This is a genomic window from Ruegeria sp. O4 (assembly GCF_056535125.1).
This window is the reverse complement of the sequence record NZ_JBQERO010000022.1, coordinates 1-13,071: the sequence shown is the minus strand read 5'-3', so window position 1 is coordinate 13,071 and position 13,071 is coordinate 1. Positions and strand designations below refer to the sequence as shown.

At 59.0% G+C, this 13,071-nt stretch carries 15 protein-coding genes and 1 riboswitch; of the genes, 9 read left to right on the top strand and 6 right to left on the bottom strand.

Features of this window, described 5'->3' with window-relative positions; all coding sequences use genetic code 11:
- Window positions 1-141 precede the first annotated feature (141 nt).
- Window positions 142-1,170: a ribosome small subunit-dependent GTPase A gene (rsgA, locus tag ACR0J7_RS17900; RefSeq protein WP_480774312.1), complete on the top strand. Its 1,029-nt coding sequence runs from the start codon at window positions 142-144 to the stop codon at window positions 1,168-1,170.
- A 35-nt stretch (window positions 1,171-1,205) separates the two neighbouring features.
- On the opposite strand, the gene ACR0J7_RS17895 is transcribed toward rsgA, so the two are convergent.
- The gene (locus ACR0J7_RS17895; RefSeq protein WP_480915167.1) at window positions 1,206-2,063 is read right to left on the bottom strand and encodes an alpha/beta hydrolase family protein; all 858 of its coding nucleotides are present in this window, start codon (window positions 2,061-2,063) and stop codon (window positions 1,206-1,208) included.
- A 132-nt stretch (window positions 2,064-2,195) separates the two neighbouring features.
- A riboswitch (cobalamin riboswitch) is annotated at window positions 2,196-2,414 on the top strand.
- A 90-nt stretch (window positions 2,415-2,504) separates the two neighbouring features.
- On the opposite strand from ACR0J7_RS17895, the gene ACR0J7_RS17890 reads away from it, so the two are divergent.
- Entirely contained in the window at window positions 2,505-2,912 is a 408-nt protein-coding gene (locus tag ACR0J7_RS17890) for a hypothetical protein (RefSeq protein ID WP_480484675.1), read from the top strand.
- Here the strand turns inward: ACR0J7_RS17890 and ACR0J7_RS17885 are convergent.
- Entirely contained in the window at window positions 2,904-3,416 is a 513-nt protein-coding gene (locus ACR0J7_RS17885; protein WP_480488864.1) for a protein-tyrosine phosphatase family protein, read from the bottom strand. The genes ACR0J7_RS17890 and ACR0J7_RS17885 overlap by 9 nt on opposite strands.
- Before the next feature lie 172 nt (window positions 3,417-3,588).
- Here ACR0J7_RS17885 and ACR0J7_RS17880 point away from each other — a divergent pair, with 172 nt between their 5' ends.
- The 3 genes from ACR0J7_RS17880 (at window position 3,589) to recR (ending at window position 6,550) form a co-directional block, all read left to right on the top strand.
- The gene (locus tag ACR0J7_RS17880; RefSeq protein WP_480508551.1) at window positions 3,589-5,352 is read left to right on the top strand and encodes a DNA polymerase III subunit gamma/tau; all 1,764 of its coding nucleotides are present in this window, start codon (window positions 3,589-3,591) and stop codon (window positions 5,350-5,352) included.
- Between the two features lie 189 nt (window positions 5,353-5,541).
- Window positions 5,542-5,895 carry a YbaB/EbfC family nucleoid-associated protein gene (locus tag ACR0J7_RS17875; RefSeq protein ID WP_209507712.1) on the top strand — a complete coding sequence of 118 codons (354 nt, stop codon included), beginning with the start codon at window positions 5,542-5,544 and terminating at the stop codon, window positions 5,893-5,895.
- Between the two features lie 61 nt (window positions 5,896-5,956).
- Entirely contained in the window at window positions 5,957-6,550 is a 594-nt protein-coding gene (recR, locus tag ACR0J7_RS17870; RefSeq protein WP_480915165.1) for a recombination mediator RecR, read from the top strand.
- 21 nt (window positions 6,551-6,571) lie between these two features.
- Here the strand turns inward: recR and ACR0J7_RS17865 are convergent, their stop codons facing one another.
- Window positions 6,572-7,240 carry a hypothetical protein gene (locus ACR0J7_RS17865; protein ID WP_480915163.1) on the bottom strand — a complete coding sequence of 223 codons (669 nt, stop codon included), beginning with the start codon at window positions 7,238-7,240 and terminating at the stop codon, window positions 6,572-6,574.
- A 195-nt stretch (window positions 7,241-7,435) separates the two neighbouring features.
- On the opposite strand from ACR0J7_RS17865, the gene ACR0J7_RS17860 reads away from it, so the two are divergent.
- On the top strand, window positions 7,436-7,924 hold the full coding sequence (locus tag ACR0J7_RS17860; RefSeq protein ID WP_480900838.1) for a hypothetical protein: 489 nt from the start codon (window positions 7,436-7,438) through the stop codon (window positions 7,922-7,924).
- Here ACR0J7_RS17860 and ACR0J7_RS17855 read toward each other — a convergent pair.
- Complete coding sequence (locus tag ACR0J7_RS17855; RefSeq protein ID WP_480488860.1) at window positions 7,921-8,550, bottom strand: ribonuclease T2 family protein; 630 nt, start codon at window positions 8,548-8,550, stop codon at window positions 7,921-7,923. The two genes, ACR0J7_RS17860 and ACR0J7_RS17855, sit on opposite strands and share 4 nt — an antisense overlap.
- Before the next feature lie 130 nt (window positions 8,551-8,680).
- Here ACR0J7_RS17855 and ACR0J7_RS17850 point away from each other — a divergent pair, with 130 nt between their 5' ends.
- Window positions 8,681-9,442: a DUF1013 domain-containing protein gene (locus tag ACR0J7_RS17850; protein WP_480484669.1), complete on the top strand. Its 762-nt coding sequence runs from the start codon at window positions 8,681-8,683 to the stop codon at window positions 9,440-9,442.
- 51 nt (window positions 9,443-9,493) lie between these two features.
- Complete coding sequence (locus ACR0J7_RS17845; protein ID WP_267363610.1) at window positions 9,494-9,883, top strand: hypothetical protein; 390 nt, start codon at window positions 9,494-9,496, stop codon at window positions 9,881-9,883.
- Between the two features lie 54 nt (window positions 9,884-9,937).
- On the opposite strand, the gene ACR0J7_RS17840 is transcribed toward ACR0J7_RS17845, so the two are convergent.
- Together ACR0J7_RS17840 and ACR0J7_RS17835 are read right to left on the bottom strand one after the other, a co-directional pair.
- Complete coding sequence (locus ACR0J7_RS17840; protein WP_480915161.1) at window positions 9,938-10,969, bottom strand: permease; 1,032 nt, start codon at window positions 10,967-10,969, stop codon at window positions 9,938-9,940.
- Window positions 10,962-11,270: an ArsR/SmtB family transcription factor gene (locus tag ACR0J7_RS17835; protein ID WP_480915159.1), complete on the bottom strand. Its 309-nt coding sequence runs from the start codon at window positions 11,268-11,270 to the stop codon at window positions 10,962-10,964. The genes ACR0J7_RS17840 and ACR0J7_RS17835 overlap by 8 nt, the downstream gene beginning before the upstream one ends.
- A 133-nt stretch (window positions 11,271-11,403) precedes the next feature.
- On the opposite strand from ACR0J7_RS17835, the gene pdxR reads away from it, so the two are divergent.
- Window positions 11,404-12,864 carry a MocR-like pyridoxine biosynthesis transcription factor PdxR gene (gene pdxR, locus ACR0J7_RS17830; RefSeq protein WP_267363605.1) on the top strand — a complete coding sequence of 487 codons (1,461 nt, stop codon included), beginning with the start codon at window positions 11,404-11,406 and terminating at the stop codon, window positions 12,862-12,864.
- The last annotated feature ends 207 nt before the right edge of the window (window positions 12,865-13,071 follow it).

The window sequence follows — 13,071 nt, the reverse complement described above, 5'->3', positions numbered from 1 at the left end:
GGAGGGCTTTATGATTGTAGTGAAAACCCTTCGGGCAGACTGGTTCTGATTCACCGGAATCACCGGACTGCCTGAACACACGACCTGCGGATGCGCGATTGCCATCCGTTGGCATTGCTGTTTCTGAAAACAGGCAGATAAATGTCTTATACGCTTTCGGACCTGGGATGGTCCTCTCACTTTGCCGCGCAACACGCGGCTTTTCCTTCCGACACGCCCTTTCGCGTCGCCTCCGTTCATCGGGACCGTCTGATCGGGCTGAGCCCGGATGGTGAAATCCCTTTGCGGACACCGGATAATCCGACCGGTTCATATGCCGTCGGGGATTGGGTTCTTGCGGACGCCGAAAACCGCGTGCGCCACCTTTTGGACCGGCGCAGCCTGCTGCAACGCAGAGCTGCCGGTACAGGTGCCGCAACCCAACTGATTGCCGCCAATGTCGATGTTTTGTTCATCGTCAGCTCGTGCAATGCGGACTTCAACCTTCCCCGGCTGGAACGTTATCTGGCGCTGGCGCATCAGGCCGGATGTTATCCGGTCGTTGTCCTGACGAAAGCTGACCAGTCGGATGACCCCGGCAGTTTCTCGGGACAAGTGCAATCTCTGGACCCTTTTCTGTCGGTGCTGGCGGTCAATGCGCTGGACCCGGCAGATGTCGAAAAGGTTCTGGCATGGTGCCCCAAAGGCCAGACCGGCGCGCTGGTCGGGTCGTCGGGCGTAGGTAAAACGACGCTCAGCAACGCCATGACGGATCAAAACCTCGCCACGTCTGAAATTCGCGAAGACGACGCACGGGGCAGACACACGACAACGGTGCGCGCGTTGCACCGGATGGGTAACGGTGGCTGGCTGATCGATACGCCGGGAATGCGCGCACTGCGTTTGCTGGACGCTCAGGACGGGATCGACAACGTGTTCTCGGACATCACGGAGCTTGGCCAAAGCTGTCGCTTTTCGGATTGTCAGCACGAGACCGAGCCCGGCTGTGCCGTGCAGAACGCAATCGGCGAAGGCGCACTTGACCCGACCCGGCTGGACCGTTGGCGCAAGCTGCGGCGTGAAGATCAGCGAAACTCGGAAACCGTTGCCCAATCGCGGGCGCGGGACAAGGCGTTCGGCAAGATGGTGCGCGGTGTCATGCAGGACAAGAAGCTTCGCAAACGGCCATAACTGCAAGGTGTTAGGAAAACCTGCGTCGCGTCTGATCAGGCGATCAGGCGCGGCCAGACCGCTGCATTGCGACGGGCAAATGCTCCGATATGGCCTATTTCCGGCAGTCCGAATTCAGCAGGCTTCAGAAGGTGGCGTCTGGCCTCGGGGCCATACAAATCAGCAAGGCGCCAAACCGCCTCGGGCGGAGCCATCTGGTCATCTTCGAACGTGAACAGATCCACTGGTGTTCCAGAACTGCCCCAATGCGCATCAGGCAAATTCTGCCCGATCTCGGGAACGTAGCTAAGAGGGGCTGTACACCATTTGCGCCATTGCCAGTAGACCGAGGCGGGCAGGTCCGAACCAAACCCGATTGCTTTGCCGGGTAGATAGCCAAGTGCCCGCACCATCAGCGGTGCATGGCCATACCAGAACAGCCCTGCCAACCCCCGATAGGGCCATGGGTGATCTTTCAAAGTCACCAGTCCCGAACACACACCGATCATTCGGTCGATCTGGTCGATATCCGGCTGCACCGGCCCCAGCATCGCACCGACCGAATGGCCGATGGTCCAGTGCTGCGCCTTTGGAAACCGCCTGCGCATTTCGGCCCGTGCCGCTGGCATGTCGATCAACGCCCAATCCGCCATTGTTGCAGTTGCGTCTTTCAGGCGGCCGACCAAAGAAAGCCCGTAGTCCCGATAGTCATAGGTCAGGCAAGCTATCCCCCGCTCGGTAGCCAGCCATCGCGCAAAGTGTTGATAATAGTCACGCGGCACACCCGTGGCACTGTTAAGTACGACAACGGTTTCCGGCTCACCCACTGGCCGGTACAGCCGCGCCGACAAGGTCACGGACCCTGACGGAAAGCGGAAATCTTCGATCAACACCGTCTGTTCCGTATCCAACATGATCCCCGGCTTTCGCTGAAACAATGGTTTGCCTGCCTTCGATGCCGACGAAACTAAGCCGGAACGTAAACCGCATCCAGCATGACCAAACGTCCGGCCTAAAGATCGGCTTGACTCGGAACGCGATCAGGCGCTAGCGGTTGTGTGATGGTTTCCGGCCCCCACAAGAGGTCGGGATGAAAAGGGAACACGGTGCGGTTTGTCTGGTCACACAGATATCAACCAAGTCCGCGACTGCCCCCGCAACTGTAAGCGGTAAGCAATGCCGAAATACCACTGGCCCACGGGCTGGGAAGGTCGGCAGAGCAATGACCCGCAAGTCAGGAGACCTGCCATCGGAACTGAAACCGAAACTCGGGCGGGGTGTCCGGGCAGGTCCTGACAGCGAGATGCTGTCCCACCTGCCCCAATATCCAGCCCACCACGCGCGGAGGGCGCAGGATGATCTGGAAGACAAAGTCACACGAATACAGCGCAACTGTGTGCCAGCGGACGGGCAATACCTGCCCGGCTTTGGCGCGACTGGCCCGCTCGATTTCCGAAGCCATGGCGCAGGCGGTTTCGGCCACCAGCGAAGATTTCGAATTTGAAGGCAACAGCGCGCTGTCACATTGCGCGGAAGGGTGCATGGCAACGATCCGAGCGCGATCCGACAGCGTTCGCGTTTTCTGCGGGGCGCACCCTGATACGGCAATTCGGGACCTTGATGCCTATGCCGATTTGATCTTCGGACCTACATTCAGCACGCTGCCCTCGGGCATTGTCGCGAACCCGCCTTGCGCCATGATCGAGGTTTCAACGATCCGGCCCCGGAAAACCGGCTACGCACCCCAGCAGCTGTCAGCTTGATCCCACTTCCACCTGTGCCGGGGTGATCCGGGACGCCCAGGCCAGCTGCGCATCGGTTTCGACAGCGCAGGGGCGCACGGCCCGCAGGCGGTCCAGTGCGTCGCTGGCGCGTTCACCGCATTCAACCATCAGTCGCAGAACAATCATCCCGGATCTGCCGCACCCCCCACGGCAATGCACAAGAACCCGGCCACCGCCCGACAGCGCATGTCGGGCCGTGGCGCTGACCTCTGGCCAGGCCTTCTGAACCGCCTGCGTCGGTGCTCCAAAATCTTCGATCGGCAGGTGAACCCACCGGCTGGCACGGCTTTGGATGTCGCTGCCAAAGTGCTGCGCGCCATCCTGAAGCATTTCAACATCCGTCGTCATTGAAATCACAAGGCCCGGTTTCCAAGCCGCAATCATATCCAGATCGCCGACGTAATCCCCGCCACGCCCGGGCATTGAAGTAAGGGCAAGCGTTCCGCCTCCGACCTGCAGAGCAAAAATGACCAGCTGCGACATGAAGTGCGTCCTCCCCCAAGGTACTCTTTAAGAAATGAGTCATTAAATCCGCTGGACCAGTTTAGTTGGAAACCAGCCCGTTTCTGAAACAAAAAATCATCACGCCCCACAGTGGACGCGGAGTGCCGCCGCCACTACGCTGTGCCGAAGCACCGAATCCGAGCGAGAAGACATGACAGACACGCCAAGCCCCGCCTATCAGGTTCTCGCCCGCAAATACCGCCCGGAAACCTTTGCCGACCTGGTGGGTCAAGATGCTATGGTGCGCACCCTAAAAAACGCCTTCGAGGCCGACCGGATTGCGCAGGCCTTTATCATGACCGGCATTCGCGGAACGGGAAAAACCACCACGGCGCGGATCATCGCCAAAGGCATGAACTGCATCGGACCGGATGGAACCGGAGGACCGACAACCGAGCCTTGCGGTCAGTGCGAGCATTGCGTCGCAATCATGGAAGGTCGCCATGTCGATGTGATGGAAATGGATGCGGCCAGCCGTACCGGCGTCAACGATATCCGCGAGATCATCGACAGTGTCCGCTATCGCGCCGCCAGTGCACGCTACAAGATCTACATCATCGACGAGGTTCACATGCTCTCGACCAGCGCATTCAACGCGCTGCTCAAGACGCTCGAGGAACCGCCCGCACATGTGAAATTCATCTTCGCGACCACCGAGATTCGCAAAGTGCCGGTCACGGTTCTGTCGCGGTGTCAGCGCTTTGACCTGCGCCGGATCGAGCCCGAAGACATGATCGGCCTGCTGCGCAAGATCGCCGGGGCCGAGAGCGCGCAGATCGCCGACGATGCGCTGGCGTTGATCACCCGCGCTGCAGAAGGGTCGGCCCGCGACGCGACCTCATTGCTGGATCAGGCAATCTCGCACGGGGCCGGAGAGACGACGGCGGATCAGGTCCGTGCGATGCTGGGTCTGGCGGATCGTGGTCGGGTTCTGGACCTGATGGACATGATCCTGCGCGGTGACGCGGCAGGGGCGCTTACTGAACTGAGCGGGCAATATGCGGAAGGCGCGGACCCTCTGGCCGTGCTGCGCGATCTGGCCGAAATCACGCATTGGGTGTCCGTCGTAAAGATCACACCTGACGCGGCCGAAGACCCGACGGTTTCCCCCGACGAACGCACACGGGGCCAGCACATGGCCGAGGCTTTGCCGATGCGGGTTCTGACCCGGATGTGGCAAATGCTGCTGAAGGCGCTGGAGGAAGTCTCTGCGGCGCCCAACGCGATGATGGCCGCCGAGATGGCCGTTATCCGGCTGACGCATGTCGCTGATTTGCCCAGCCCCGAAGAACTGATCAAACGGCTGCAAGACACCCCACCTCCGCCTCCCGGCGGGCCGGGCGGAGGCATGTCAATGTCGCGACAGGCCCCGGTGGCAACGCAATCCAACGCGACCCCGCCGCCTGCTTATACATCGCCCCCGCGCGGAGCGGGTGGCGCACCGGTTGCCGCACTGTCGCAGGATGCACAGACGGCCCTGGCCCGCTATCCAACCTTCGGGCATGTGGTGGAACTGATCCGCACAAACCGCGATGTGAAACTGCTTGTCGAGGTGGAAAGCGGCGTGCGCCTTGTGTCGTATCAGCCCGGCCGGATCGAATTCACCCCGACGCCTCAGGCACCGTCGGATTTGGCGTCGCGATTGGGCTCTGCCCTGCAACGATGGACCGGCAATCGGTGGGCCGTCTCCATTGTCTCGGACGGAGATGCGGCGACCATTGCGGAAGTACGGGACCGGGCCGAACTTGCCCTGAAAGCCGAGGCCGAAGAACACCCGCTGGTTCAGGCCGTGCTGACGCAATTCCCCAAGGCAAAGATCATTCGGATCGAAACACCGGAGCAGCGCGCCGCCAAGGTTGAGACCGAGGCCCTTCCCGAGGTCGAAGATGAATGGGACCCCTTCGAAGAGGATTAGCCCTAAGCTTGTGGGTCCAAGTTTCAAGAAACCGGCATACTCACGCCCCTCCACGATACAACTGAGGGTGGGAATGCAGGCGCATGACTGATCGGTCGGCGACGCTCTGATCAGGACAGGCGGGAGACCTCTTGTGCCGCCTGCCTGCGGTCCGTATTTAGAACCAAACAGAAACACAGGAGACGACTGATGCTGAAAGGACTCGGCGGGCTTGGCGGACTGGGCGACATGGCCAAGATGATGAAATCCGCACAAGACCTGCAAACCAAGATGACCGAAATGCAGGAAGAGCTGAACAACATGATGGTTGTCGGCGAATCCGGTGCGGGGCTGGTCAAGGCAACGGCCACAGCCAAGGGTGAACTCAAGGGGCTGGACATCGACCCGTCGATCTTCAACGGCGACGACAAGGAAGTGGTCGAAGACCTGATCCTGGCCGCCATCAAGGACGCTCAGGCCAAAGCTGCCGAACGTTCACAGGAAGAGATGGGCAAGCTGACCGAAAGCATGGGCCTACCCAAAGACATCAAGCTACCATTCTGAGCTTCATCTTTTCCCAAATACTCCCGCCGGAGGCTCCCTCCGGCGCAAAGCAGGACAGGCCATGGGCACGAACAGCGAAATCGACAATCTGATCGACCTGATGGCCAAACTGCCGGGGTTGGGCCCGCGCTCGGCCCGCCGCGCGGTGCTGCACCTGATCCGCAAACGCGCTCTGCTGCTGACGCCCCTGTCAGACGCCATGCAGCAAGTGGCCATCACCGCCCGCGAATGCCTGAGTTGCGGCAATGTGGGCACCACGGATATCTGTGACATATGCAATAGCGAGGCCCGAGCGACCGGCGAACTCTGCGTGGTCGAGGACGTCGCCGACCTTTGGGCGATGGAACGGTCAGGGGTCTTCAAAGGCCGCTATCACGTGCTGGGTGGCACACTGTCTGCACTGGACGGTATCGGCCCGGACGAGCTGCGCATTCCTCGCCTCAGGGATCGGGTCCTGGCCGAAGGGATCACCGAAGTGATCCTTGCCCTGAACGCCACTGTCGACGGCCAGACCACCGCCCATTACATCGCCGATCAGCTGGAAGGCCAGGTGCGCCTGACCTCACTGGCGCAAGGCGTGCCCATCGGCGGAGAGTTGGATTATCTGGATGACGGAACGATCACGGCGGCGCTCAGGGCGCGAAAGGAATTGTAGCCGGTTGTAGACACTAGCACATCAATAAAGCCCATCAGTTTCGTCAATCAGCACCGGCGGCCCCCAATAGTCCGCTTCAAACCGGACGCGCGCTCCACTGTAGTTTTCGAAATGAATCGTTAGGCCGAGAGCATCACTCCTAAATAGTCCTTTCAGGTACCCGGTGAAGCTTTCGATGCTTCCGACCCATCCTTCCTCCTTTGTCAGCCTGAACTCGACCCACTTTTTGAGTTCTGTGCTGCGCTCGGCGTCCAGCTTGTATTCAGGCCGGCTCGTAGTTTCGCACTGAAAAACCCCATATTCGGAATATGGGCTGGCGGCATCTATGGGTGGCCAGTCGAAGATGTGAATCCGCGCCAAGAAATTGCCTAAGACTACATAGATCCCATGTTTGTCGCCAACTTTGTCTTCTGTCATGCCGCCATTCCACGCGCTCTCATCTTTGGTCAGAAAATACCCGAGACAAACGTCCGCGCCCCAAACCAACAGGTCTGAGCTTTCAAAAGGTTGCCACTCATGATCCAAGATTTGCGGATCAAAAAGTGATGGGCCTTTCTTACATCCATGCGTTTCGCAGTAGGATTCGGCGTCAAATTGGAACTTGCCGCTGACTTCAGCGAACACCGCCCTGTCCAGAATGACCGAAGAGGTTAAGAAACAAGCTACAAATAGACTTTTGAATGCTGACATCCAGTATTGTATCGTCAAAGTATCGAGAGGCATTGATCGGAACAAATGGCTTTGGATTTCATTTTAGCAAATGTAAATCTGAGCGGGTAGGATCAAAAGAAAATTAGTAATTTCTAAGGCAGATGGCCCCTTTGTTTGGTCCAGCACGTCAAATAGGGTTGCGGCAAACAAGTTACTCAATACTGGAGACCAATTGTGACCCGACTTCTCGCCTTCACCCTCGCCGCCTTCTCCGCAACCGCTGCCCTGTCGCAGGAACTGGTCGACAAGGGCTTTGTCGAAGGCTGGAACATCATGATGGACCCGGCGCTTGGGAACGGGTGTCTGATCCAGACGGTCTATCAGGACCTCTCGGTCGTGCGGCTGGGCTATGACGCACTGGGTAATCGCGGGTACTTCGCCGTTTACAACAAGGCCTGGGGCAATATTGAACAAGGCAAAAGCTATCCCATCCGGTTCGAACTGGACGGCAAGAGCTTTGATGCCACCGCTATCGGGTTCAATGAACGCAAAGTGCCGGGTGCGACGGTGTTTTTTACCGACCGGAATTTCGTCACCGCGATTGCCCAGAACAAGACGATGACGGTTTACAATCCCGCAGGCGAGGTGGTGATGGCGATTGATCTGAAAGGCACCGCCAAGGCGCTGGACTATGCGCGGGACTGCCAGAACAAGAAGCTCTAGCGAATCGGATCGAACAGCGCGTCCTTGGCGGTGCAGTCGCGAATTACATCGCGGCCGCATGGCACCGGATCAAGGTCGCGCGACAGGCATAGGCGGACCTCTTCGATATAGCCCTGTTTGCAGGTGACCGTGATCATATCGCGCTCCAGTTCCGGATTGGCTTTCAAAAACGCATCCTCGACCACCGAAGCCGGCAGTTTGACGGATGCGTCCAGCTTGCGGAAGACCTGCGGGCGTTCGACAGCGTCATAGGCACGCCGGGACAGGGCGAAATAGTCGGGCGCAGATAGCCCCGAACAGGTGCCGTGTTTCTTCCACTGATGCCATGCAAGGCCCGCACTACCCTGAATATCTTCCATTTCCCGCGTCATGCGGCGTGTTGGCGGCGCCTCGGGCGAGCGGCAGAAGGATGGCCAGCCCTGATGAAATTGCGGCCAGAGCCCGTGCAGGATCCATCCGTGGTCGTGCCGGTCGTCACATTGGTCTGACCCGCGCGCGTCCCCTTCACGGGCGCACCAGTTGGGCGACCAGCTAAGCGACAGGACGTAATAGTCGAACTCACCTGCTTTTTCACCTTCGGCCAGCGCTGTCATCGCGCTGAAGACCCACAATACGACCCAGCGCATTCGCCTCTTCCCTTCTTGCTGCGTGGCGACTATATACGGGCCAAGTTCCCCGACAACGGAAACCTGCCCCAAGACCAAGGGGCCGCCGAATTCCGGCGACGGGAAAGATGTATGTATAGGAGACGGGCTGATGGCAAAACCGCTTATGGCCAAGGCAACCGCCGTATGGCTGGTGGACAACACCACGATCAGCTTCAAGCAGATCGCGGATTTCGTAGGGATGCACGAACTGGAAGTGCAGGGCATCGCCGATGGCGATGTGGCCGCAGGCGTAAAGGGCTTTGACCCGATCGCAAACAACCAGCTGACTCAGGATGAGATCGACGCCGCGCAGAACAACCCGCTGCACAAGCTGAAGCTCAAGTTCAACCCGGCGGCATCCGGCGAAGAAAAGCGCCGTGGCCCGCGGTATACCCCGCTGTCCAAGCGTCAGGACCGTCCGAACTCGATCCTGTGGCTGGTCAAGTTCCACCCCGAACTCAGCGACGGCCAGATCGCCAAGCTGGTTGGCACCACCAAGCCGACCATCCAGTCGATCCGCGAGCGCACGCACTGGAACATCTCAAACATGCAGCCGATCGACCCGGTTGCGTTGGGCCTGTGCAAACAGTCCGAACTGGATGCGATCGTGCAGAAGGCCGCTGCCAAGAAAGCGGCCGAAGGCGGCGTGATGAGCGATGACGAGCGTCGCAAGCTGGTTTCGACCGAGCAGTCGCTGGAAATGGACGCTGCGCCGAAAATCCCGACCGCGATCGAAGGTCTGGAAACCTTCTCGCTGTCCGATGATCGGTCGGATGAAAAAGACGACGAGCCTATCATCGACGCCGACAGTTTCTTCAACCTGCCCAAAGGCGGGGCGGATGATGAAGACGAGGATGATCCTCGTCTGTAACAGACAATCAGCCCCGGTCGGAACGGCTGGGGCTTTTTTGACGGACTTGTCATGCTGAGCATTCTTTCTGCGATTTTCGGCCCGCACCGCGCCGTAACGATCTACGCCTTTCTCAGGACATGGGGGCTGGGTCTGGCGGGTGGTGTTGTCATGATCGCCATCGTCACCACCTTGTTTCTGCTGGGGGACGAAGGCGAACACGAACACGAGGCTTTCCTGATCGTACCGGTTCTGTCCGCAACCCCGGTGAACGGGGACCTGAAGAACGGCGTCGTAGCCTCGGTTCGCCTGCCCGATGGATCGGCCACGTCGATTACGTCGACCGAGTCGCAGATTTCACAAACCGTTGGAACGACGGCCTGCGTGGAAAAACGCATTTACGTCAAAAGCGGCGAAGCCCGGTATCGGTTCAAACTGCCCCGTCTCTGCGAATCCGGTTGATCGAGATATCCAACGAAAAAGCCGCCCGATGCTGACACCGGGCGGCTTTTTCGTTCATACCACCTGAAAGATGATGCCTGCGATTATTGCGCCCCCCACACCAAGGCTCAGGTAAGTCGCAAACACGCGCGGTTTGACCAATGACCAGACTGCGGCCATCGCCGGTATGGAACTGACGGCACCGGCAACCATGAACGACATCGCAGCCCCCGCGGTCATGCCCTGATCGATCAGACCCGCCAGCAGCGGCGGCGCGACGTAAGAGTTCAGATAGGCCGGCATCCCCACCAGAGAAGCAACGATGATCGGCAGCACGCCTTCTCCGCCAACGACGCCAGCGATCAGGTCCGCAGGCACATAGTTGACCAACAAAGCTTCGAGCACATAGGCCAGTGCCAGCCACTTCAGCAGGAACAGCCCGTTGTGTACGAATTCCGAACGAAACCGAACGCGACGCTCGGGCTCTTGCCAGAACTTCCAGACCGGCTTGTCATCCGCTTTCGGACCACATCCGCAACACCCGGCAGGTTTGTATTCGCGCAAGGGCTGGGCAAATGCCCCCTGCCGCATCAGTAACCGAACCGCGAACCCGCCGAACAGGCCAAGCGCAACGGCGGCAACCGCCTTACCGATGGCAAAGGGCCATCCCAGCGCGGCAGCCGTAATCAAAAGCGTCGGCGGGTCGATCAACGGCGAGCTGAGCCAGAACGCCATCACGGCCGACAGCGGCGCTCCGAGTGCAAGCAAGCCCGCAATAAAGGGAATGACTTCGCAAGAACAAAATGGTGCAAGTCCGCCGAACAGGGCGGCCAGAAAGATCATCCGGGTCTCGCGCCCTTCAAATGCGCGCGCCACCATCACCTCAGCCCCGGTTGCCTTGAGGTATGACAACAGAAGCACGGCAAACAGGATATATTGTCCTGTATGCGCCAAGGCCCTGACTGCAAAACTCGCAACCTCACGCAGGTTGCCGGGGTCGAGAACGGCCACCGCCACAAGAATGACGGCGATCAATGCCCAGGGCGTCTTGATCATCTCCATCGCGCCTTTGGCGGTCAGTCGGGGGGATTGCGTCAATTCAGCCATCGTTGGCCGCCTTTCCAACCGCGTCAGCGCAGCATTCACTGAGAATAAACTGCGCCAGCATCTTCAATTCATCAAAACAGGCTCGGTTAATCGTGGTGCGACCGATCTTTTCCTGTTCAACCACACCTCCGGCTGCAAGAAACCGCAGATGGTGCGCCAAAGTCGACGGAGCAATCCCCGTCCGGTTCTGGATTTCGCCAACGGTCAGACCGGCCTCACCAGCCCGCACCAGTGTCTTGAGGACTTTCAGCCGGGCTTCCGAGCCCATGGCGGAAAATCCGGCTGCAGCAGTTTCCCACATGGATTGCCTCCATTAAACTAGATTTCTAGTTTTGTAGTTTCACAAAGAACCCTGGTCAACCCACCTTGGGAAAATTTTCCATGACGCTGTAAGTCCAGATTGCCCCTGCCTTAAGTCCAACCTATAAGCAGGCATGGGGATATCGGTCGAAACATTCTTTCTTGAGCTTAACGGTCAGGGCACGTTGCAGGCCCAGATCCAGCAGATGATTGCCGAGGGCATTCTGTCCGGTCGCTTTCATGTCGGGGAAAAACTGCCATCCTCGCGAAAGCTGGCCGCACATCTAGGTGTCAGCCGCATCACGGTGACGCTGGCCTATACCGAGTTGCTGGCAAATGATTATCTGACGGCAAAGGGAAGGTCAGGATATTACGTCTCGCAAAACGCACCGGTTCCGCCCAAATACTCGCCCGTGCAGCGCGGCACGGAATCTGTCGACTGGGACAGGGCATTGGCGCGCCGCTTTCTGGACAGCGACGTCCTGCCGAAACCCAGCAATTGGCGCGAATACCGCTATCCGTTCATCTACGGTCAGGCCGACCGAACCCTGTTTGATCACGCCAACTGGAGATTATGCGCGGTTCGCGCATTGGGGCACAAAGACTTCGATTCGCTGACAGGGGATTACGTGGATCAGGATGATCCGTTGCTAATCGAATTCATCGCGCGCCACACCCTGCCGCGCCGTGGTATCGTCGCCCGCCCCGAAGAGATCTTGATCACCCTGGGCGCGCAGAACGCGCTTTGGCTGGCCTCACGCATCTTGCTGACACACAAACGCACGGCCGTAATCGAAGATCCCTGCTACTACGCGCTGCGAAGCCTTTTGAACCACTGGGATTGCGCTGTGACCCCCCTGAGCGTCGATCGCGACGGCTTGCCACCAGAAGCGATCCCCGACGAAGCGGATGTCATCTTTACCACCCCCAGCCATCAAAGCCCGACAACCGCGACGATGCCGATCGACCGCCGCAACAAGCTACTGGATCGGGCACGCGATCTGGATGCAATGGTTGTCGAGGACGACTATGAATTCGAAATGGCCTTTCGCAGCGCACCTTCGCCTGCACTCAAGTCCATGGATCGGGATGGGCGCGTGATTTACGTCGGCAGTTTTTCCAAGTCGCTGTTTCCGGGATTGCGGCTTGGATACATGGTCGGATCCGAGCCTTTCATCCGCGAAGCTCGTGCTCTTCGCTCGTTGGTCCTGCGCCACCCGCCGGGTCATATTCAACGCACGGCAGCGTATTTTCTGTCATTGGGCCATTACGACGCGCAGATCCGACGTATGTCGAAAGCCCTGCAAGAGCGGCGCGATGCGATGGACAAAGCCATCGAAGAAAGCGGGCTCACAGTGGCTGGACGGGGCGTAATGGGCGGCTCATCAATGTGGATGTCGGCCCCCGAGCACGTCAACACAACGCAGCTTGCGCTAAAGCTGCAGAACCAGGGTGTTCATATCGAACCGGGTGCTCCGTTTTTCTCGGGGCCCGACAGGCCGCAGAATTTCTACCGCCTCGGGTACTCTTCAATTTCGACCAACCGCATAGGCCCCGGCGTCGAACTGATCGCGGATGCCATCCGGTCTGCCTGAGATCGCACTGGACATATTCCGCAGACGCGTCTGGCCCTAACGCAGGTCGCACCCTTACGCCAAAACCATATCAACCCCCGGGTCCCGGTGCCCGGTTTTCTCACTCTTGCTTGGAGAACACCCCTATGAAGATGACGACGGAAGAGGCCTTTGTTAAGGTTTTGCAGATGCATGGTATTGAACATGCGTTTGGGATCATTGGCTCTG

Bases quoted from the DNA above. Each gene is read 5' to 3' on its own strand.
- rsgA (WP_480774312.1), top strand. From the start codon at position 142: ATGTCTTATACGCTTTCGGACCTGGGATGGTCCTCTCACTTTGCCGCG.
- ACR0J7_RS17895 (WP_480915167.1), bottom strand. From the start codon at position 2,063: ATGTTGGATACGGAACAGACGGTGTTGATCGAAGATTTCCGCTTTCCG.
- ACR0J7_RS17890 (WP_480484675.1), top strand. From the start codon at position 2,505: ATGATCTGGAAGACAAAGTCACACGAATACAGCGCAACTGTGTGCCAG.
- ACR0J7_RS17885 (WP_480488864.1), bottom strand. From the start codon at position 3,416: ATGTCGCAGCTGGTCATTTTTGCTCTGCAGGTCGGAGGCGGAACGCTT.
- ACR0J7_RS17880 (WP_480508551.1), top strand. From the start codon at position 3,589: ATGACAGACACGCCAAGCCCCGCCTATCAGGTTCTCGCCCGCAAATAC.
- ACR0J7_RS17875 (WP_209507712.1), top strand. From the start codon at position 5,542: ATGCTGAAAGGACTCGGCGGGCTTGGCGGACTGGGCGACATGGCCAAG.
- recR (WP_480915165.1), top strand. From the start codon at position 5,957: ATGGGCACGAACAGCGAAATCGACAATCTGATCGACCTGATGGCCAAA.
- ACR0J7_RS17865 (WP_480915163.1), bottom strand. From the start codon at position 7,240: ATGTCAGCATTCAAAAGTCTATTTGTAGCTTGTTTCTTAACCTCTTCG.
- ACR0J7_RS17855 (WP_480488860.1), bottom strand. From the start codon at position 8,550: ATGCGCTGGGTCGTATTGTGGGTCTTCAGCGCGATGACAGCGCTGGCC.
- ACR0J7_RS17850 (WP_480484669.1), top strand. From the start codon at position 8,681: ATGGCAAAACCGCTTATGGCCAAGGCAACCGCCGTATGGCTGGTGGAC.
- ACR0J7_RS17845 (WP_267363610.1), top strand. From the start codon at position 9,494: ATGCTGAGCATTCTTTCTGCGATTTTCGGCCCGCACCGCGCCGTAACG.
- ACR0J7_RS17840 (WP_480915161.1), bottom strand. From the start codon at position 10,969: ATGGCTGAATTGACGCAATCCCCCCGACTGACCGCCAAAGGCGCGATG.
- ACR0J7_RS17835 (WP_480915159.1), bottom strand. From the start codon at position 11,270: ATGTGGGAAACTGCTGCAGCCGGATTTTCCGCCATGGGCTCGGAAGCC.
- pdxR (WP_267363605.1), top strand. From the start codon at position 11,404: ATGGGGATATCGGTCGAAACATTCTTTCTTGAGCTTAACGGTCAGGGC.